The 18891-nt window shown below is 71.6% G+C and carries 19 protein-coding genes; 9 read left to right on the plus strand and 10 right to left on the minus strand.

The window, feature by feature from the left end:
• Nucleotides 1-58: 58 nt before the first annotated feature.
• The 4 genes from FF096_RS09335 to FF096_RS09350 all read right to left on the minus strand — a co-directional run bounded on the left by FF096_RS09335 (nt 59) and on the right by FF096_RS09350 (nt 4602).
• Nucleotides 59-982, minus strand: coding sequence for an ion transporter (locus tag FF096_RS09335; protein WP_155216404.1), 924 nt, complete (start codon nt 980-982; stop codon nt 59-61).
• Nucleotides 983-1233: 251 nt separating this feature from the next.
• Entirely contained in the window at nt 1234-2046 is an 813-nt protein-coding gene (locus FF096_RS09340; RefSeq protein ID WP_155216406.1) for a M15 family metallopeptidase, read from the minus strand.
• Complete coding sequence (locus tag FF096_RS09345; RefSeq protein ID WP_309222976.1) at nt 2043-3284, minus strand: D-alanyl-D-alanine carboxypeptidase; 1242 nt, start codon at nt 3282-3284, stop codon at nt 2043-2045. Before FF096_RS09345 ends, FF096_RS09340 begins: the two co-directional genes overlap by 4 nt.
• 76 nt (nt 3285-3360) lie before the next feature.
• Nucleotides 3361-4602 carry a D-alanyl-D-alanine carboxypeptidase family protein gene (locus FF096_RS09350; RefSeq protein WP_230462471.1) on the minus strand — a complete coding sequence of 414 codons (1242 nt, stop codon included), beginning with the start codon at nt 4600-4602 and terminating at the stop codon, nt 3361-3363.
• Between the two features lie 369 nt (nt 4603-4971).
• Here FF096_RS09350 and FF096_RS09355 point away from each other — a divergent pair, with 369 nt between their 5' ends.
• Nucleotides 4972-5820: a hypothetical protein gene (locus tag FF096_RS09355; protein ID WP_155216410.1), complete on the plus strand. Its 849-nt coding sequence runs from the start codon at nt 4972-4974 to the stop codon at nt 5818-5820.
• A 113-nt stretch (nt 5821-5933) separates the two neighbouring features.
• On the opposite strand, the gene FF096_RS09360 is transcribed toward FF096_RS09355, so the two are convergent.
• Together FF096_RS09360 and FF096_RS09365 are read right to left on the minus strand one after the other, a co-directional pair.
• Nucleotides 5934-6365 carry a protein-tyrosine phosphatase family protein gene (locus tag FF096_RS09360; RefSeq protein ID WP_309222977.1) on the minus strand — a complete coding sequence of 144 codons (432 nt, stop codon included), beginning with the start codon at nt 6363-6365 and terminating at the stop codon, nt 5934-5936.
• Between the two features lie 56 nt (nt 6366-6421).
• Entirely contained in the window at nt 6422-7219 is a 798-nt protein-coding gene (locus tag FF096_RS09365; protein WP_155216412.1) for a DedA family protein, read from the minus strand.
• Nucleotides 7220-7299: 80 nt separating this feature from the next.
• Between FF096_RS09365 and FF096_RS09370 the strand changes: the two genes are divergently transcribed.
• Nucleotides 7300-7995, plus strand: a complete 696-nt coding sequence (locus FF096_RS09370; protein ID WP_155216414.1) for a carbon-nitrogen hydrolase family protein — start codon at nt 7300-7302, stop codon at nt 7993-7995.
• Between the two features lie 13 nt (nt 7996-8008).
• Here the strand turns inward: FF096_RS09370 and FF096_RS09375 are convergent, their stop codons facing one another.
• Nucleotides 8009-9514: a serine/threonine-protein kinase gene (locus FF096_RS09375; RefSeq protein WP_155216416.1), complete on the minus strand. Its 1506-nt coding sequence runs from the start codon at nt 9512-9514 to the stop codon at nt 8009-8011.
• A 177-nt stretch (nt 9515-9691) separates the two neighbouring features.
• Between FF096_RS09375 and FF096_RS27470 the strand changes: the two genes are divergently transcribed.
• The 3 genes from FF096_RS27470 to FF096_RS09390 all read left to right on the plus strand — a co-directional run bounded on the left by FF096_RS27470 (nt 9692) and on the right by FF096_RS09390 (nt 13012).
• Complete coding sequence (locus FF096_RS27470) at nt 9692-10333, plus strand: TetR family transcriptional regulator (protein WP_375335316.1); 642 nt, start codon at nt 9692-9694, stop codon at nt 10331-10333.
• A gap of 103 nt (nt 10334-10436) precedes the next feature.
• Nucleotides 10437-11357 (plus strand): ABC transporter ATP-binding protein, encoded by a 921-nt coding sequence (locus FF096_RS09385; protein WP_155216418.1) that lies wholly within the window; start codon nt 10437-10439, stop codon nt 11355-11357.
• On the plus strand, nt 11354-13012 hold the full coding sequence (locus tag FF096_RS09390; RefSeq protein WP_155216420.1) for an ABC transporter permease: 1659 nt from the start codon (nt 11354-11356) through the stop codon (nt 13010-13012). The genes FF096_RS09385 and FF096_RS09390 overlap by 4 nt, the downstream gene beginning before the upstream one ends.
• A 91-nt stretch (nt 13013-13103) precedes the next feature.
• Here FF096_RS09390 and nhaA read toward each other — a convergent pair whose 3' ends face one another.
• Nucleotides 13104-14372, minus strand: a complete 1269-nt coding sequence (gene nhaA / locus FF096_RS09395; RefSeq protein ID WP_155216422.1) for a Na+/H+ antiporter NhaA — start codon at nt 14370-14372, stop codon at nt 13104-13106.
• A gap of 166 nt (nt 14373-14538) precedes the next feature.
• Between nhaA and FF096_RS09400 the strand changes: the two genes are divergently transcribed.
• From FF096_RS09400 to FF096_RS09410, 3 genes are read left to right on the plus strand one after another with little or no spacing between them, the layout of a single operon-like run.
• Nucleotides 14539-15114: a TetR family transcriptional regulator gene (locus FF096_RS09400; protein ID WP_309222978.1), complete on the plus strand. Its 576-nt coding sequence runs from the start codon at nt 14539-14541 to the stop codon at nt 15112-15114.
• Nucleotides 15107-15832 (plus strand): ABC transporter ATP-binding protein, encoded by a 726-nt coding sequence (locus FF096_RS09405; RefSeq protein WP_155216426.1) that lies wholly within the window; start codon nt 15107-15109, stop codon nt 15830-15832. The genes FF096_RS09400 and FF096_RS09405 overlap by 8 nt, the downstream gene beginning before the upstream one ends.
• Entirely contained in the window at nt 15829-16593 is a 765-nt protein-coding gene (locus tag FF096_RS09410) for an ABC transporter permease (protein ID WP_155216428.1), read from the plus strand. Before FF096_RS09405 ends, FF096_RS09410 begins: the two co-directional genes overlap by 4 nt.
• 102 nt (nt 16594-16695) lie before the next feature.
• On the opposite strand, the gene FF096_RS09415 is transcribed toward FF096_RS09410, so the two are convergent.
• Together FF096_RS09415 and FF096_RS09420 are read right to left on the minus strand one after the other, a co-directional pair.
• Nucleotides 16696-17571 (minus strand): helix-turn-helix transcriptional regulator, encoded by an 876-nt coding sequence (locus tag FF096_RS09415; RefSeq protein ID WP_155216893.1) that lies wholly within the window; start codon nt 17569-17571, stop codon nt 16696-16698.
• Nucleotides 17572-17711: 140 nt separating this feature from the next.
• Complete coding sequence (locus FF096_RS09420; protein WP_155216430.1) at nt 17712-17951, minus strand: DUF397 domain-containing protein; 240 nt, start codon at nt 17949-17951, stop codon at nt 17712-17714.
• 254 nt (nt 17952-18205) lie between these two features.
• Between FF096_RS09420 and FF096_RS09425 the strand changes: the two genes are divergently transcribed.
• Nucleotides 18206-18853 (plus strand): GGDEF domain-containing protein, encoded by a 648-nt coding sequence (locus FF096_RS09425; RefSeq protein ID WP_309222980.1) that lies wholly within the window; start codon nt 18206-18208, stop codon nt 18851-18853.
• The last annotated feature ends 38 nt before the right edge of the window (nt 18854-18891 follow it).

Here is an 18891-nt window from a genome sequence, read left to right on the forward strand (position 1 = left end):
CATCTGTCGTGATTCTGATCAAACGCGGACACGGCACAACGAGACCTGCCGGTGGCCGTCACTCCTTTCCCACCCGCCGCACTCGACCGTCGTCCCGGTCGATACGCAACTCCCGTTCCAGCTCGACGATCAGGGTACGCAGGTCGTCGAGACGCTGACTGATCGCTATCCGGTCCACCTCGTCGGGTACGCCGTCGCCGTCGGAGTCGTAACCGGGGCCGAGCCCCTCGGTCATCTCCAGCCGACGCGCCTCCTCCATCGAGTTGACGAAGACCGCGATGAGGATGTTGAGCAGCAGGTTCACGGTGATCACCACGAAGCTGGCGTAGTACAGCACCGTCCACGGCGAGAACGCCATCCCCTGCTCGATCAGCTCCGGGAGGGTCTCCAACGACAGCAGCACGAACAGCGTCAGCAACGACCGGCCGATGTCCCCGTACTGGTCCGGATAGACCTCGCCGAAGATCAGCCAGCCGGCCATGCCGTAGACGTAGAGCGTAACCACGGCCAGTGCGAAGAAGCCACCGATGCCGGGCAGGCTGCGCCACAACGCGGCGACGATCGTCCGCAGGCCGGGTGAGAACCGCACCAGCCGGACGATCCGCAGCACCCGGACCACCCGCAGCAGCGCCGAGTCGCCGTGCAGTCCGGGGAGGAAGATCGCGGCGATCACCAGGAAGTCGAAGACGTTCCAACCGTGCCGGAAGAAGTCCTGCGGGCGGCGGCCGTACGCCAGGATCCGGATGGTGATCTCGACGACGAAGATCGACCGGAAGCCCCACTCCAGCAGCCGCAGCGCGGGGTCGGCGCGCCCCAGGTCCGGGTAGGTCTCCAGGCCGAGGACCACCCCGTTGGCGAGGATGACCACCACGATGGCGATCTCGAAGGAGCGGGACACGGCGAGCCGGGCGCAGAGGTCGAACAACCCGTGGGTGCTACGAGCCGACCCGCGACGCGGGACCGGCAGACGCCTGCCCGTCATCGGGCGACCGACCCCGGCGCGGATCCCGAATCCGGTGAGGAAACGCACCGTGCGTCGTCGGCGTGCTGACGTACGGCAATCATGGCCGACAGCCTACGGGGCGGCGGGTGACCCGCCCGACACCCCTCCGGTGCCACCGGAGGCCAGCTCACCCGCGCCACGGCGCGGTCGGGTCGGACCTGAGTGGAACCCCGCCGCGCGCGCTGTCCGGCGCGCCGACGCCCGGGGAGGCACACCGTCTCCAACGCCGGTCAGCCGGCCGAGGAGCGGGCCACCGGCAGGTCGAAGTAGGTGTCGGGCCAGGGTTCGTCGCGGTAGCGGAAATGCCACCACTCCTGGTCGTAACCGACGAAGCCGCCGTCGACCATCAACTGCCGCAACTGTTGCCGGTTCCTGCGGGCGGTGGCGCTGACGCGGTCCGCCTCGACGTGTGACAGCGGATCGAAGCAGTCGAAGCCGGTGCCCATGTCGACGCTGGTGTCGCCGAATCGCTGCCCGGGTTCGGCGGTGCAGGCCACCAGCGGCTGGTCGGGTTCGTAGCGGGTCGGCTCGGGTGCCGGCAGGTCGACCAGGGTGAGGTCGACGGTGCTACCCCGGCTGTGGGCGCTGGGCGCGCCGAGGTAGCCGCGCTCCACCAGCTGCGTCTTGGCCACCCGTGGGTAGAACTCGGTCTTCATGCTGTCCTGGCCCGGCTGACCGGTCCAGTCGATGAAGTCCTCGGTGGCCCGCTGTGGGCGATAGCAGTCGTACACCTTGAGGCTGCGGCCGACGGCGAGCGCGGCCTCCTGCACCGCGCGCAGCGCCTCGGCGGCACGGGCGGTGAGCAGGCACACCGGCTCCTGGTAGCCCGCTATGCGGCGGCCGACGAAGTTGTGCGCCGTGGCGTACCGGATATCGGCAAGGATTCGGTGATCCACATCGGACAGCACGACGAAGCCCGGCCCGGCCCGGGTCGGCGACGTGGGCGCAGGGTGCGGTTCGTCGCGCGTACACCCGGCCACCACCAGCGCGACGGCCGCGACCGTCGCGGCCAGCCGCCCCCGGACGGCCGTCGTCCCGGTCATTCGGTACGCGGCGGCCGTCCCGTCCCGGCGGTGCGCAGCCGCCGGCGGCGGCCCACCAGACCCACGACGAGCAGCGTCAGACCGGCGGCGAGGCCGACCAGGGAGGCCGCCCGGAGCCGACCGGCGAAGGCACGCGGATCGTCCGTCTCCGCCCCGGACGCGCCACCGGGCAGCGCCTGCGGGGGCACCGACGCCGGTGCCGCCGAGGCGGTCGTCGAGCCGGGGCTCACCAGGACGCCCACCGAAGCCGCCGGGGGCAACGCGAAGCCCCAGTCGAGCAGGGCAGCGCCCTGTTGCCACGCCCGCTGGTCGATCACGTCCGCGCCCAGCAGCGTCACCACGAGGCGACGCCCACCGCGTTCGGCGGCACCGACGTAGGTGTGCCGGGCCAGGTCGGTGTAGCCGGTCTTGCCGCCCAGCGCGCCGGGATAGTGGTAGAGCAGTTGGTTGTCGTTGACGATGGTGAACCCCTTGGCGCGCTGCCTCGGCTGGGCCGGGATGGTCGCCTCCCGGGTGGCCACGTACCGCCGGAAACGCGCGTCGGCGAAGCAGGCCCGGGTGATCAGAGCCAGGTCGTACGCGCTGGTGAACTGACCCGGACCGTCCAGCCCGGACGGGGTCGCGGCGTGGGTCTGGTACGCGCCGAGCAGGCGGGCCTGCTCGTTCATCGCCCGTAGCCCACCGGCCATGCCGTCCACGCCGCCACCGAGGCGGGCCAGCGCGTTCGCCACCTCGTTTCCCGAGCGCAGCAGCAGCCCGAGCCAGAGCGTCTCGACCCGGTAGCGGCCCCCTTCGACCAGCCCCACGGCCGAACTGCCCGGCTCGATGTCGAGGTCACCGGCGGTGATGGTGACGACGTCGGCCGGGTCCAGTCTGGGCAGCATGGTCGCGGCCAGCAGCAGCTTCTGCACGCTGGCCGGGGTGGCGTACTCGTGGGGCCCACAACCACCGAGCACCTCGCCGCTGTCCAGATCGGCGACCAGCCACGAGGCGGCGGCCACCTTCGGCGGCTTCGGCACGCCCGGAGGCACGACCAGGCCGGAGGTGGCCAGTCGGGGGCCACCGACGGCCCGTTGCACCGGGTCCGGAGAGGGTGTCACCGGCGGAGTGGGTCCGGGAGCCGGTGGCGCTGGACGCGGGCACGGCACCGGCGCGACCGCGTTGGCGCCGGAGACGGGCACCACGGGCGTGGTCAGCAGGGCGGCAGCCACCGCGACTGCGAGCGCGGAAACTCTCACAATCGCCGACACTATCGGGTGAATTCCGGCGAGTCTGGCGAATCGACCAGCCTGGACGGCGGTTTCGCGCCACCACCTATTCGGCGGGGGTCGGTGCGACGCGGGATCGTCGCCCGGCGAGGATCGCCACCGCGATCGCGACCGCACCCACCGCCAGCGCCACGAACATGCCCGCACCCGGCCGGTCGGTGTTCGACGGGGTGCCGGCCGGCGGTGCCGCCGCGATCGGCCCGGCCCCGGCCGGCGTCGGTTCGGCGTCCAACTCCCCCGGCTCCACCAGTCGGCCGACGCTGGTCTGCCGGGGCACCGAGAATCCCCAGTCGAGCAGTGCGGCACCCTGTTCCCACCCACGCAGCGGCCGAGGCTCGGCACCGAGCAGCGTGACGACCAGCCGCCGACCGTCCCGCTCGGCCGCGCCGACGTACGTGTGTCGCGCGTAGTCGGTGAAGCCGGTCTTGCCGCCCAGCGCACCGGGATAGCGGTACACCAGCTGGTTCTCGTTCTGGATCTCGAAGCCCTTGCCCCGCAACGCCTTCTGCGCGGGGATGCGGGTGCGTTCGGTGAGCACGTACCGGCGAAACGCCGGATCGGCGAAGCAGGCCCGTGCGATCAGGGCCAGGTCGTACGCGCTGGTGAACTGACCGGGTGCGTCCAGCCCGGACGGGGTGACCGCGTGGGTCTGCCGGGCACCGAGTAGCCGGGCCTGCTCGTTCATCGCGCGTACCCCACCGGCCACACCGTCCGCGCCGCCACCGAGACGGGCCAGCGCGTTCGCCGCCTCGTTGCCGGATTGCAGCAGCAGACCCAGCCAGAGCGTCTCCACCCGATACCGGCCACCCGGCAGCAGGCCGACCGCCGAACTGCCCGGGGCGATGTCCAGGTCCTCCTTGGTGATCGTGACGACCTCGGCCGGGTCCAGCCTCGGCAGCATGGTCGCGGCCAGCAGCAGCTTCTGCACACTGGCCGGGGTGGCGTACTCGTGGGGCCCACAACCACCCAACACCTCGCCACTGTCCAGATCGGCCACCAGCCACGACGACGCGGTCACCTTCGGTGGCGCGGGCACTCCGGGCGGCACGATCAGGCCGGGGGTGGCGAGTGCGTCACCGCCGACCACCCGATGCTCCGGAACGGGCGGCGGCGGTGTCGGTTTCGGTGATCGGGTCACCTTCGGCGCCACCGCCTTCGGGCAGGGCACCGCCGTCGGGGCCGACCCGGCAGAGTCCGGTGCGGGCGGCGGTGTCACGGCGGCAGCCGGACGTGCGAGCGGGACGGACCGTCCGGAACCCGCAGTGTTCGCGGCAACACCGGGAGTCATGGATATCGTCACTGCGGCGACGGCGGCGCAGCCGGCGACCAGAGCCCGAACTCTCATGAAGACGCAGACTAACGGCACGATCGCCGATGCCGTCCACCCCGCCGGGCCGGGATCGCCCCGCCGACAGCCGCGATCTTCGCGGGGATCTGTTGAACCGGTCCCCGGTGTCTTCGCGTATCCACGACCGAACACACGAAACGCCCGGACCTGCTGCGGGAGCGCTCCCGCAGCAGGTCCGGCAGCACCCGAAGGTCCTCGGCACGCGGGGCGGGGCCGGCCGCCGCTGTCGAATCGTCCTCCCGGGCATCCCACTGCGCACACCCGCCGACCGGGCGTGTCCTCCGGCGGTCACATCATGAGGAGAAGAACATGGTCAGGCGTACCCGCACGCACCAGAAGCACGCCGCCCTGAAGCTTGGCGGCGTCGGTGTCCTGGCGGTGGTGCTGCTGGGCGGTGGCCTGGCGCTGGCCTCCGCTGACGAGGCCGCCGGGCCACAGACGGCGAACTGCCCCACGGTGCGGGACAAGCTGTCCAGTGTGCCCGCAGCCGCCCGCGACGGCGTGGAACAGGAACTGGCCAACCTCGACAAGCAGATCGCCGACGCCAACGCCCGCCTCGCCCAACAGGCCGCCAACCCCCAGGGCGGCCCGAACTTCATCCAGAACGCCATCCTCGGCCCGCTGGCCAGCAAGCGCACCGCCGCCCTCGACCGCATCGGCATCACCATCAACCGTGCCGGTGGCCAACGCCCCGACCTCGCCGCCCTGGCCACCTGCGGCCTGAACGCCCCGGGGGTACCCAGCGCCGTCAACGGCGACGCGGGCAACGGCGACGCCGGAAACACGGGCAACGGCAACGCCGGGGACGCCGGGAACGCGGGCGACGGCGGCGCCGGGAACGCGGGTGACGGGGTCGCCCAGCGGGTGAGCTGCCCGACGGTGGCCGACCGGCTTCCGGCAGTGCCGGCACAGGCGGCAGCGGAGGTACGACGGGAACTGGCCAACTTGGAAAACCAGATCGCCGACGCCGACGCCCGCCTCGCCCAGCAGGCCGCCAACCCCCAGGGCGGCCCGAACTTCGTCCGCAACGCCATCATCGGCCCACTGGAGGACCGACGCGTCGCGGCGATCAACCGCATCGCCACCGCGATCGGCCGGGTCGACGGCAACCGCCCCGCCGACCTGGTCAACCTGGCCCGGCCCTGTTCGACGCACTGACCGAGCGGGACCTCGGTGGGCGTGGACGAGACGCCCTGACCCTCCGCCGGGGCCGGTCGGCGCGTCGCCTACCGGCCCCGGTGCCCGTGGCCCGACCGGCCGGGCGTCACCGCCTAGCGGGTCGACGCGCCGACCACCCGGCGCAGCCAGCGCCGCTGCCAGGGAGTCTCCACCGCGCCCGGCCGGTAGGCGGCGCGTACCCAGTCGACCGCGCGCTCCGCAGGTAGCCCGTCGAGGATGGCGAGCGCGGCCAGCGCGGTGCCGGTCCGTCCCCGGCCACCCAGACAGGCCACCTCCACCCGCTCGCCGGCGTACCCACGGCGCAGCGCCTCGCGCAACGCGTCCAGGGCGTCCGCCCGGTCCAGCGGAACCCAGAAGTCCGGCCACCGGATCCGCCGGTACGCCCAGCCCGGCACCGGCCCGGGGGCGAGCAGCAGGCTGAACTCGGCCGGTGAGGCGTGGTCACCGATGCGTCGGCCCCGTACCCGCACCCCGCCGGGCAGTTCCACCACACCGGCCTCGTCCGACCAGGCTCGCCTCTCCACCACCACGACCTCTCCCGAGTTGGCCGGTCCGGCCGGATGTTGTCACAGTCCGCCGTTCACCGCTCCTGGTCGCCCTGCCGGTAGCCGTCCGACCAGACACTGCGGTAGATGGTGCCCCGCCCGTCGGGGTCGGGGACTCCGGTGGACCCCACCTCGGTCAGACCGGCCCCGCTGTCGTTGGACCGCAGACCGCCGGCTCGGCGGGAGCGGCGCAGCCGGGTGACGACGAACCAGACGAGAGCCAGCAGCGTGGCGACGATGACCAGGTTCTGCAGGATACCGGCGTACCCCTCCACCAGGTGCCAGTTGTCACCGAGCAGGTAACCGGCCATCACGAAGGTGGTGTTCCAGATCAGACTGCCCAGCGTGGTGTAGACCGCGAAGGTCAGCAGCGGCATGCGTTCCACCCCGGCCGGAATGGAGATCATGCTTCGGAAGATCGGAATCATCCGTCCGAAGAAGACGGCCTTGACGCCGTGCCGCAGGAACCACTCCTCGGTCCGGTCGATGTCGGTGAGCTTCACCAGCGGCAGTCGCGCCGCGATGGCCCGCGTCCGCTCCCGGCCCAGGGCGGCGCCGATCCAGTAGAGCGCCACGGCACCGACCAACGAGCCGAGGGTGGTCCAGAAGATGGCGCCGATGACGTTCATCCGCCCCTGCGCCGCGACGAACCCGGCCAGCGGCAGGATCACCTCGCTGGGAATCGGGGGGAACAGGTTCTCCAGCGCCACGGCCAGCCCCGCCCCGGGGCCACCGAGCCGCTCGACCAGGTCGGTGACGAAACCGACCAGACCGTCCTCGGGCGGTGCGGACTGGCCGAGGACGACGGAGGAGGCGTGCCGGGCATGCGTCATGGGCTACACGCTACGAACCTCGCCGCGACGGCGCTCGCCCGGCATCGACCTTTCCGACCTACGGGGCTTAAGCTGCACGGATGTCGCGCCCTCCGCTGAGCATCGCCGTCGCCCAGCCCTCGTGTGTGGCGTACGACGTCGACGCGAACGTGGCGGCGCACGCCGCGTTGCTGCGGACCGCTGCGGCCCGGGTGGTGGTCTTCCCGGAGTTGTCGCTGACCGGTTACGAACTCGACGCCGAGCCGGTCGACCCGGCCGATCCGCGACTCGCGCCGCTGGTCGCGGCATGCGCGGCGACGGGGACGCTCGCGCTGGTCGGCGCGCCGGTGGCCGGCGAGCACATCGCCACCCTCGCGGTGGACGGCACCGGGGCCCGGGTGGCGTACCGAAAGATGTGGCTGGGCGACGTCGAGGCCCGCCGGTTCCGCCCGGGACCGGCACCGGTCGTGCTGGACGTCGACGGTTGGCGGATCGGCCTGGCGATCTGCAAGGACACCGGAGTCGCGGACCACGCGGCACGCACCTGCGCCGCCGGCATCGACGTGTACGCGGCCTCGATCCTCGACGCCGCGACGGAGGCGCACGTGCCGGACCAGCGGGCGGCGCGGATCTCCACCACCCACCGGGTCGTGGTCGCGGTCGCCAGTTTCGCCGGTTCCACCGGTGGTGGCTACACCACGGCGGCCGGGCGATCGGCGATCTGGGCGGCGGACGGTTCGGTGCTCGCTCGCGCCGGGACCGCACCGGGCGAGGTCGTCGGAGTGAGCCTGACCTGAGCGGCCGGACGGCTCACCGCCTCGGCAGGGTCGCCTCGAGCCGGTCCAGCACGTCGTCGACCCGGTCGGCGACGTCGCTCGGCAGCCGACCGCGTGCCACCTCGTCGTCGAGGCGATCACGCAGGTCCTCGAGGCGCTTCTCCTGGTCCTTAGGTCGCCCCTCGACGAGGTCGGTCAGGTGCTTGCGCAGCCGGTCGGCGACCTTACGGTCGACCTCGCCGGTGAGCTGCGCCTCGGTGAGCAACGCGATGAGTTCCACCGCCGCCCGGCGCAGGTTCACCGGCTCCGTGCGCTCGGCGGGCGACGTGGTGGCCGGTCGTGGCGAATTCGCCGCCGACGGGGGCGGTGGAGCGGTCGTCGGGGTCAGCGGAGCGGTGGTCGGCTGCCCGTCGCCCCGGTCACCGAGAACCACCATCGCGCCCAGGCCCAGGAGCAGCACCAGCGCGAACGTGACCAACGCTCCGGTGGGCGGGCCGGTACTCCCCCGGCGGGCCCGTGGTCGTCCGGGTGCCGGCCCGCGCAGCGGTCTACCGGTCACGGAACGGGGCCTGACGACGGACGTGACCCGCGCCGGGCGGGCCGCCGGCTCGACCAGGGTCGGTGGGTGGTGCCGCAGCGGCCGGGTGGCGTCCGGGTCGCCGCCGGTGACCGGGGTGTCCAAAGTGGCCGTCGCCGCCTCGGCGGCAGCGGCGGCGCGGAGCCGGGTGGCCAGTCGCCCGGCGGTGGGGCGTCGTTCCGGGTCCGGGTCGAGACAGGCCAGCACCAGTTCGGCGAGGTCGTCCGGCAGGCCCGGCGCCCGTGGGGGTGCCACGCTCGGGCGGTCCGCGTGCACCCGGACCGCGTCGGACCAATCGCGTACGGGCAGCGGCACATCACCGGTGACGGTGCGGTACAGCAGCGCGCCGAGGGCGTACACGTCGCTGGCCGGATGCGGTGGGGCGGCGCTCAACCGTTCCGGCGCGACATACGCGGGCGTACCCATCAGGATGCCGCTCGCCGGTCGGCCGCCGGGCGTCGGCGCGCCCGCCAGCGCGGCGATGCCGAAGTCGAGAACCTTGGCACCGTTGTCGGTGAGCATCACGTTGCCCGGTTTGATGTCCCGGTGCACCACGCCCAGGCGGTGCGCGGCGGCCAGGGCGGCGGCCACCTCGGCGGCCATCCGCAGGGCCGGTCGCCAGGGCAGTGGCCCCTCGGCCAGGCGGTCGGCGAGACTCTGCCCGTCGACCAGTTCCATCACCAGGTACGGCACGACGCTTCCGCCGGCCAGGGCCGCTTCGCCGTAGTCGTACACCTGGGTGACGTGTGGGTGGGTCAGTCGCGCCGCGGCGCGGGCCTCCCGCCGGAGGGTGGCCCGCAGGTCCGGGTCGACGGCGAACGTCCCGGCGAGCATCTTCACCGCGACCGGTCGGCCGAGGACCTCGTCGTCGGCCCGCCACACCTCGGACATTCCGCCGAGGCCGATGCGGTCGTGCAGCACGTAGCGGTCGTGCAACCGCAGGCTGGGGGTGAACGGCGACATGGGCCCCCAGTGTGCCCGCTGCACCAGTTGGCGCACCACCCCTGTCTCGGGTCGCCGTCGCGAGGGCTGGGAAACCGGTGGGCAGCGCCCTTGCAGGTTCATTGAACACCGGTTTAATCTGGGTTCGTGGCGTCGAATGGCGTGAGGTCAGGGGCGCACGATGGCGAGTTCGCCACCGTGAGTCGGATCCGTGACGCCGCCATCGCCCGGTTCGCCCGAGACGGTTTCGGTGCCGGGTTGCGCGCCATCGCCGCCGACGCCGACGTCACCGCCGGCCTGATCGTGCACCATTTCGGCTCGAAGGACGGGCTGCGTCGCGCCTGCGACGCGCACGTGCTCGCGTTCATGCGCGAGGAGAAGGCGAAGGCGCTGACCAGCAACACCGGCACGACGCTGCTGGCGCAGATGGCCGAGATCGCGCGCTTCGCGCCGATGGTGCAGTACCTGCTGCGCAGCATGCAGGCCGGCGGCGAGTTGGCGCTCAGCATGCTCGACCACATGATCGCCGATGCGGAGGAATACCTGTCGACGGGTGAGGCGGCCGGCGTGGTCCGGCCCAGCCGAGATCGGGCCGCGCGGGCGCGATACCTGGCCTATCAGGCGACGGGCAGCATGGTGCTGTGGTTCACCCTGCACGGGTCCGCCGCCGCCCCGGAAGAATTCCCGGTCCTGTTCCGTCGGTACATCGACGACCTCGTGCTCCCCGCTCTGGAACTGTTCACGCAAGGGCTGCTCGTCGACCGGTCGATGTTGGACGAGTACCTGATGTACGTGCCGGATCCGCCTGCGACGGGCGACGCGGGTAACGCCGCACGCTAGCCACCACGCCCCGGCGTGGCCACCTTTTCTCCGCGAGTTCACGGTCTCACGACGTCAGTTTCCCGGGACGCCCCTGGGCTCTCCTCAGACGAGGTCTACGACGATGACTCCTGCTATCGACATCCAGCACCTTGACAAGTCATTCGGGCGGGTCAAGGCCCTCAGCGGGCTCGACCTCCGGGTCGCCACCGGCACCGTGCACGGCTTCCTCGGGCCCAACGGCGCGGGCAAGTCCACCACCATTCGGATCCTGCTCGGGCTGCTCCGTGCCGATGCCGGCCGGGCCCGGCTGCTCGGCGGTGACCCGTGGGCGGACGCGGTGACGCTGCACCGCCGGCTCGCCTACGTCCCGGGCGACGTGGAGTTGTGGCCCAACCTCACCGGGGGCGAGGCGATCGACCTGTTCGCCCGGCTGCGCGGCGCGGTGAACGCGGGCCGCCGCGACGAACTGTGCCAACGCTTCGACCTGGACCCGAGTAGGAAGGGTCGCACCTATTCCAAGGGCAACCGGCAGAAGGTGGCCCTGATCGCGGCCCTGGCCAGCGACGTCGAGTTGCTGCTGCTCGACGAGCCCACCGCCGGGCTGGACCCGCTGATGGAGGCGGTGTTCCAGGAGTGCATCCGCGAGGCCAAGGAGGCCGGCCGCACCGTGTTGCTGTCCAGCCACATCCTGGCGCAGGTCGAGGTGCTCGCCGACCAGATCTCGATCATTCGTCAGGGCACCATCGTCGAGACGGGCTCGCTGACCGACCTGCGTCACCTGACCCGGACCTCGGTCGACGCGATCACCGATCGCCCCGCCGACGCCCTCACCGGCCTGCCCGGCGTACACAACCTGCGCTCCGACGACGGACACGTCCGTTTCGAGGTCGACGGCGACCACCTCGCCGCCGTTGTCCGTCACCTCGGCGAGCTCGGCGTACAGGGGCTGACGGTCCGGCCGCCGACCCTGGAGCAACTGCTGCTGCGTCACTACGGCGACCAGGTCACCCACCACGGTGCGACGGAGGTGGCGGCCCAATGACTACGAAGGTGCCCAGCCCTCCGGAGCGCGTCGCGGTCGGTGGCGGCAACGCCGTCACCGGAACGGGCACGCTCCTGCGCTTCATGATCCGCCGTGACCGGATCCGGTTCCCCGCGTGGACGCTCGGGCTGACGCTGCTCATGATGTACTTCGCGACCGCGCTGGACGCCATCGTGCAGAGCCCGGAGGATCTCGAAGGGCTGACCGCGTTCTCCAGCAGCCCGGTCGGCGCGGTGTTCGGCGGACGGGGCTTCGGCTTCGACGAGCTGACCATCGAGCGGTTCCTCGCCGGCCAGTACGGCCTCTACGTGGCCCTCGGCGCGGGCCTGATGGGACTGCTCACCGTCGTACGGCACACCCGGGTCGAGGAGCGCTCCGGCAGGGCCGAGCTGATCCGCGCCAACGTGGTCGGCCGGCACGCCCAACTCACCGCCGCGCTGACCCTGACCGCCCTGATGGCGGTGCTGGTCGCGGTGCTGATCGGCGCGACGATGATCAGCCGTGGCTTCGACGGCCGTGGTTCGCTGCTGTTCGGCGCGTCCGTCGCGGCGGTGGCCCTCGCCTTCGCCGGCATCGCGGCGGTCACCGTGCAGTTGTCGGAGTATCCACGGGCCGCCTCCGGCCTGGCCGGCGCGGCTCTCGGTGCCGCGTTCGTCGTGCGGGGACTCGGCGACATGGCGGCGGTGCAGGGTAGCGGACCGTCGTGGTTGTCCTGGCTGTCGCCGTTGGGCTGGTCGCAGCAGACCGCGCCGTACGTCCACGACCGGTGGTGGCCGCTCGCGGTGTCACTCGTGTTCGCGGCGGCTACCGCCGCCATCGCCTACCTCCTGTCCGCGCGGCGGGACTTCGGTGGCGGCCTGGCACCGCCCCGCCCGGGTTCGCCGCGCGCGGCGGCCTGGCTGGCCACCCCGATCGCCCTCGCGTTCCGCCTGCACCGGGCGAGCCTGGTCGGCTGGAGCATGGCGCTGCTGGTCGCCGGGCTGGCCTACGGTTCGTTCGCCGAGCCGCTGCTCGACGGGCTCGACAACGCGCCCGAGGACCTGCTCGCGGTCATGGGTGGACCGGGGAACCTGCTCGCCGGGTACCTGGCCATGATGGGCCTGACCATGGCGCTCGCCGTCGGTGTCTACGCGGTACTCGCCGTCCAGACGCTACGCGCCGAGGAGGTCGAGGGGCGCACCGAGCCGGTCCTCGCCACCGCGGTCAGCTGGCGCGCCTGGCTCGGCAGCCACGTCGCCGTGGTGGCCCTCGGCGTACCGTGGCTGCTGCTCGTCGCCGGTCTGGGGGTCGGCGTGGGGGCCGCCGCGAGCACCGGTGACGCGGCGCTGGTCGGCGACCTGCTCCTCGGCCACGTGGCGCACGCTCCGGCGGTGTGGCTGGTTCTCGCCGCCGCCGCCCTGCTGTACGCGACGGATCCCAGGGCGCTGCCGGCGATCTGGGCCGTGGTCAGCTACGGGCTGATCGCCGGCTACTTCGCCCCGCTCCTCGACCTCCCCGAGGCCGCACTGCGGCTGTCACCGTTCGAGCACGTCGGGGACTACCCGCTGGAGGAGATCAACGTCGTCGCGGTCGTGGTGCTGACCGTGCTCTCCGGCGCGCTACTCCAGGCCGCCCTGGTCGTGTTCCGTCGGCGCGACCTGGTCAGCGGCGGCTGACCGCGACCGGGCGGGCCGCCGAGCCGACATCAGCGTTCGGCGGCCCGCCCGGCAGCGGAGGCTCAGCGAGTTCGGACCGGGGCGGGCTCGCTCAGGTCTCCTCCGCAGGGTCGCGGATCGGCCGGACATCGGTGTCGACGATCCCGTCCTCGTTCATGTCCCGGTGTCGTGCCTTGCGGGCGTCCCACCGCAGGGTGACCGCAGCGAGGATCGCGGCCAGCGCCGTGCCGGTGAGCACGCCGATGGTCGCGCCATCGGTGTGCGCCGAGTCGGAGAAGGAGAGCTCACTGATCAGCAACGAGACGGTGAAGCCGATGCCGGTGAGGAACCCGACCGGGAGCAGGTCCCGCAGGCCGATCGCGTCCGGCAGGCGCAGCTTGGTGAATCGGGTGACCAGCGCGGTGACCCCGAGTACGCCGACGAGCTTGCCTGCCACGAGGGCAACGATGATCGCGATGAGCACCGGCTGCGTGAGCACGGCGTCGTCGCCGTCGCCACCGACGAACGTGACACCGGCGGCGAAGAACGCGAACACCGGCAACGCGAATCCAGACGAGACGGGGCGGACGGCGTGTTCGAACCGGTGCGTACGGGCGGCCGACTCACCGTGCACGGGGCGGGCGGTCACACAGAGCCCGAGCAGGACGCCGGCGATGGTCGCGTGCACGCCGGAAGCGTGCATGAACACCCACGCGATCACTCCGATGGGCAGCAGCAGCCACCATCTGGGTCGTGCGGAACGGACCACCACCCTGAACACCGCGATCGCGGCGAAGGCAAGCAGGAGCGCGACCCAGTCGAGGCTGCCGGTGTAGAAGACGGCGATGACGATGATGGCGAGAAGGTCGTCGACCACCGCCAGGGTCAGCAGGAAGGTGCGGAGCGCGACCGGTAGTCCCCGACCGAAGATGGCCAGAACCGCCAGGGCGAACGCGATGTCCGTGGCGGTGGGAATCGCCCACCCGCGCAACGCGGCCGTATCCCCCAGCGCCATGACGAGCACCACGAACGCGGCTGCGGGCAGGATCATCCCACCCACGGCCGCGACCACGGGAACCGCCGCCTCGCCGAGCCGACGCAGACTGCCGGCGACGATCTCGTGCTTGAGTTCGACGCCCACGACGAAGAAGAAGATCGCGAGTAGCCCGTCGGCTGCCCAGGCCGACACGGACAGGTCCAGATGCAGAGCGGCCGGGCCGATGACCTGATCGGAGACCGACGTGTAGTGGGACCGCCAGGGTGAGTTGGCCATCCCCAGCGCCGCGATCGCCGCCACCAGGAGCAGCGCGCCACTCGTGGTTTCGAGGGATATCCAACGACGGAAGCGGCCATGCCGGGACGCGTGAGGTAGATCAGCCATCACAGTGCTCCATCTGGTCGACGCCTCCTCGGTGGGGGTCACCGACGGGCATGCCGACCAGGCTTCCCGGCGCACCGACGATCACTCTAGCCGGTCGGACCCGGTGCGGCGCGCGGTGGTGGCCCCCCTTCCAACGGCTTGAATGTTAGTGACCAACATTTGCCGGGTGACGCTTCCGAAACTCCGGGGCAGGCGGGCCCGTACGCGGGACCGCCTGGTCACCCATGCCCTGGACCTGTTCGAGGACAACGGATTCGAGCAGACCACCGTGGGTCAGATCGCCGCGCGGGCGGGCGTATCGGAGATGACGTTCTTCCGCTACTTCCCGAGCAAGGAGATGGTGGTCCTCGACGACCCGTACGATCCGGTGATCGTCGACGCGGTCGCCCGCCAGCCGGCCACGTTGCCGCCGCTGATCCGGGCGGTACGGGGACTGCGCGCGGCGCTCACCCAGCTGGACGACTTGGATGACCAGACCGCCCGGCGCCGGATCCGGATCGCGGCGAACAGCCCGGCCCTGCGGGGCGGCATGACCCGGATCAACGCGGCCACCGAGACGGCCATCGCCGACCAACTGATCGCCGACGGCGCCGCGTCGCTGCCGGCCAGGGTCGCCGCCGCTGCCGTCCTCGCCGCGCTGACCTGCGCCCTGCTGGACTGGGCCACCAGCGAACAGGGCGGCGACCTCACCCTCGCGGTCACCACCGCCCTGGACACCATCGAGGCAGGTCGGCATGACTGACCGGCTGGCGGTCCACGGTCTGGTCAGGGCCTTCGGGACCGACGCGGGCGTGCTCGGCGTCGACCTCACGGTGCGCCCCGGCGAGATTCACGCCCTCGTCGGCCTCAACGGCGCGGGCAAGACGACCCTGATGCGGATGGTCCTCGGCATGCTCCGTCCCACCGCCGGCGACTGCCGGATCAACGGCCGCCAGCTCGCTCACCTCGCCGCCGACGACTGGGCCAGGGTCGGCCACCTGGTCGAGCATCCGTTCGCCTACCCCGACCTCACCGTGCGGACCAACCTGCTGCTGGCCGCACGACTACGCCGGATCCCGACCGCGCACGCCACCAGGCTGGTCGAACAGGCACTGATCGAGCTCGACCTGACCCGTTACGCCGAGGTCACCGCACGCCGCCTGTCCCAGGGCAACCGGCAGCGCCTCGGCATCGCGGCGGCGCTACAGCACCGCCCCGACCTGATCGTGCTCGACGAGCCGACCAACGCGCTCGACCCCGCCGGAGTGATCCTGCTGCGCAACGTGCTGTCCGGCCGAGCCGACGACGGTGCCGGCATCCTGGTCTCCAGTCACCACCTCGACGAGGTCGCCCGGATCGCCCACCGCATCTCGGTCGTCAACCGCGGGCGGCTGATCGGCACCCTCGACCCCGCCGCCACCGATCTCGAACGCGCCTTCTTCGCCCTGGTCTACGACGACGAACAGGACCATCCACGATGACACCCGCGCTGCCCACGGCGCTCCACGTCGAGCTGCGCAAGCTCACAGCGTCCCGGGTCATCCGCACGACGAGCGTCATGATCGTCGTCGGCATCACCGTCCTGTCCGCCGCCCTCACCTGGTCCGCGACGACGGGCAACGAACAGGTCATCGCCCAACTCGGTCCGCTCGCCGACGCCGACGGCTGGGACCTGCTCACCGGCGTGGCAGCCCAGGTCACCGCGGCCGGTGGGATGCTCGCCTTCGGGGTCGCCCTGAGTTGGCTGATCGGCCACGAGTTCAGCGACGCGACGATCACCGGCTTGTTCGCGCTGCCGGTGTCCCGCCGCACCATCGTGTCGGCCAAGCTCCTGTCGCATCTGCTCTGGGCCGTGCTGGTCGCCGTCGGGTTGACCGCTGCCATCGCCCTCACCGGAACCGTCCTCGGTCTGGGGCACCCGACGACCGACGTGCTCGACTCCCTGGGGCGACAGTTCGTGTTGACCGTCCTGTCCGCACTCATCGCCACCCCGGCCGCGTGGGCAGCCACCCTGGGACGCGGCCTGCTGCCCGGCATCGCCACCACGATCGGTCTGCTCGTCGTCGCGCAAGTCGCTGTCATCGGCGGTGCCGGCGCCTGGCTGCCCATCGCCGCGCCAGCCCTGTGGGCGTTGCAGCCGCACGCCGTGAACGCGGTCCAACTCGCCCTGGTCGCCGTCGTGCCAGCAGGTTTCGCCGCACTGACCCTCGCCGCCTGGGCCCGACTTCAGCTCGACCGCTGACCACGACCGGTGATCATGGGGCGGCCAGCACCGGTGGCCGCCCCGGGCGACGATCTCCCGGTCAGCGCACGGTCGCACTCGTGGCCGGCACGCGGTGTGGGATCAGTTCAGGTCGGCGAGGATCTGTTCGAGGATCTCCGGGGTACGCTCCGGTGGTTCCGCCTCGACGCAGAGCCGTTCCATGGCCACCGCGTAGAAGTCGAGGTCCTCGCGCTTGTCCAGGTAGATGGCACTGGTCAGCTGTTCGATGTACACGATGTCGGGCAGGTCCTGGTCGCCGAAGCGCAGGATGGTGAACGCTCCCCCGGCGGCGGCGTGCCCACCGGCGGCGAACGGGATCACCTGCAACCTGACGTTCGGCGTCCGGGTCGCCTTGAGCAGCGCCTCCAGCTGCCCGCGCATCACCTCGGGGCCACCGATCGGGCGGCGCAGCGCCGCCTCGTCGACGACCGCCCACAGTCGGGGTGGGCGCGGCCTGGTCAACAGTTCCTGCCGACGCATCCGCAGGTCCACCCGACGGTCGATCTCCTCGGGCCCGGCGGTGCTGTGACCGAGCAGGACCACGGCTCGGGCGTACTCCCGGGTCTGCAACAGGCCGGGGACGAACTGGACCTCGTAGCTACGGATGAGAGCGGCTGCGGCCTCCAGGCCGAGATAGGACTGGAACCACGACGGCAGCACGTCGCCGTAGCGGTGCCACCAGCCGGGGTTGTTCGCGTCCCGGGCCAGTTTGAGCAGCGCCGAGCGCTCCTGCTCGGCGGTGACGCCGTAGAGCGTGAGCAGATCGGCGACGTCGCGCTCCTTGAACCCGACGCGCCCCAGCTCCATCCGGCTGATCTTCGATTCCGATGACCGGATCTCCCAGCCGGCGCTCTCCCGGGTCACCCCCCGCGACTCGCGTAGCCGCCGCAACTGGGCACCGAGCAGCATCCGCAGCACGGTCGGGCCGGCCGCCGGGCCCTCCTCGGCGGAAACCATGGTCACCTACCGTCCTCCGCAAGGCAGTCAAGAGTCGGAGCCGGTGGACTGGCTCGACCGACGTGTAAGCATGCCATGAACCATCAGTGAGGTGAACCACCCATCCCGTGCAGGGCGAATCCCGTGGATGGGATGCCGGGTCAGCCGATCAGGTGATCGAAATCACCATCTCGGGCCCCGAGCACGAACGCGGCGATCTCGTCCACCGTGTAGATCAGCGCGGGTCCGTCAGGGTGCCGGGAGTTACGCATGGCGATGCCCGCTCCCCCGGGCAGTTCGGCCAGCTCGACGCAGTTACCGCTGGGATTGCTGCGCCGACTCTTCTGCCAGGCGAGGGGAGGCAAGTGGTTAACGGGAACACCGTTGGGCGGCTGCTGCATGAGGCTTTTCTGTTCTCTCCGATGGGCGCCGGTGCCGTGGGAGGAGCGGTAGCGGCTTGAGGGACGGTGTCGGCTCGTTATGCACGTGCATCTGCTATTGCATCTGCAATGGACACCGGGGATGATAACGCACGTGCGGGACGACTACCTGCTCACTTTTGTCCCGCACGCATGACAGCCATCAGGGGAAACGGGGTGCCTGGCAACGTCCGCCGCTCGACGCCGGGCGAGTGTCGCGGAGAAGGGAGATGGTGGTGCCGGATCCGCTGACCGTCGCGTCCGGCATCTGCGCCGCCGGAGCCCTGCTCTCTTCCTGGCAGTTGGGGCGGCGGGCCATCCGGGCCGAAGCCGAGATCGGGCGGCTACAGGCGGAACTCACCGCCGAGCGGCACGCCGCCAGCCACGACCCACTCACCGGTCTGCCCAACCGGCGGGCCTTCTACCGCCTCGCCGCGACGCTGCTCACCAACCGGTCCGGCTGCCACCTGATCGCCGTGGTGCTCGACGTCGACGACTTCAAGCAGATCAACGATCGGTACGGGCACGCCGCCGGCGATCAGGTGCTGGTCAGCGTCGCCGAGCGACTGGCCACCTTCGCCGGTGACAACCTGGTGGCCCGCCTCGGCGGCGACGAGTTCGCCGGGCTGCTGGCCAGCCCGACACTGGACCGGCGGTGGATCGACCATGCCACCCGCCGGTTGTACGACATGCTCGCCGCGCCCATTCCGATGGGCACCATCACGCTGCGGGTGACCGCCTCGGTCGGCCTCGCCCCTGTGCAGGACTGCCAGCTCACCGAGGCGCTCGACCGCGCCGACGCGGCGATGTACGAGGCCAAGGCGCTCGGCAGCGGCCGACCCGGCCGGGCGCTACGCGACGCCGCGCACCTCGCCGAGTGCTGACGCCACCCCGAACGCCGTCCCACTGTCGCGCGTCGTTC

Origin of the sequence: Micromonospora sp. CP22, assembly GCF_009712475.1 — a bacterium.
Lineage (GTDB): Bacteria > Actinomycetota > Actinomycetes > Mycobacteriales > Micromonosporaceae > Micromonospora.

Coding starts and splice junctions, on each gene's coding strand:
- FF096_RS09335 (WP_155216404.1), bottom strand. CDS start 982: ATGACGGGCAGGCGTCTGCCGGTCCCGCGTCGCGGGTCGGCTCGTAGC.
- FF096_RS09340 (WP_155216406.1), bottom strand. CDS start 2,046: ATGACCGGGACGACGGCCGTCCGGGGGCGGCTGGCCGCGACGGTCGCG.
- FF096_RS09350 (WP_230462471.1), bottom strand. CDS start 4,602: ATGACTCCCGGTGTTGCCGCGAACACTGCGGGTTCCGGACGGTCCGTC.
- FF096_RS09355 (WP_155216410.1), top strand. CDS start 4,972: ATGGTCAGGCGTACCCGCACGCACCAGAAGCACGCCGCCCTGAAGCTT.
- FF096_RS09365 (WP_155216412.1), bottom strand. CDS start 7,219: ATGACGCATGCCCGGCACGCCTCCTCCGTCGTCCTCGGCCAGTCCGCA.
- FF096_RS09370 (WP_155216414.1), top strand. CDS start 7,300: ATGTCGCGCCCTCCGCTGAGCATCGCCGTCGCCCAGCCCTCGTGTGTG.
- FF096_RS09375 (WP_155216416.1), bottom strand. CDS start 9,514: ATGTCGCCGTTCACCCCCAGCCTGCGGTTGCACGACCGCTACGTGCTG.
- FF096_RS09385 (WP_155216418.1), top strand. CDS start 10,437: ATGACTCCTGCTATCGACATCCAGCACCTTGACAAGTCATTCGGGCGG.
- FF096_RS09390 (WP_155216420.1), top strand. CDS start 11,354: ATGACTACGAAGGTGCCCAGCCCTCCGGAGCGCGTCGCGGTCGGTGGC.
- nhaA (WP_155216422.1), bottom strand. CDS start 14,372: ATGGCTGATCTACCTCACGCGTCCCGGCATGGCCGCTTCCGTCGTTGG.
- FF096_RS09405 (WP_155216426.1), top strand. CDS start 15,107: ATGACTGACCGGCTGGCGGTCCACGGTCTGGTCAGGGCCTTCGGGACC.
- FF096_RS09410 (WP_155216428.1), top strand. CDS start 15,829: ATGACACCCGCGCTGCCCACGGCGCTCCACGTCGAGCTGCGCAAGCTC.
- FF096_RS09415 (WP_155216893.1), bottom strand. CDS start 17,571: ATGGTTTCCGCCGAGGAGGGCCCGGCGGCCGGCCCGACCGTGCTGCGG.
- FF096_RS09420 (WP_155216430.1), bottom strand. CDS start 17,951: ATGCAGCAGCCGCCCAACGGTGTTCCCGTTAACCACTTGCCTCCCCTC.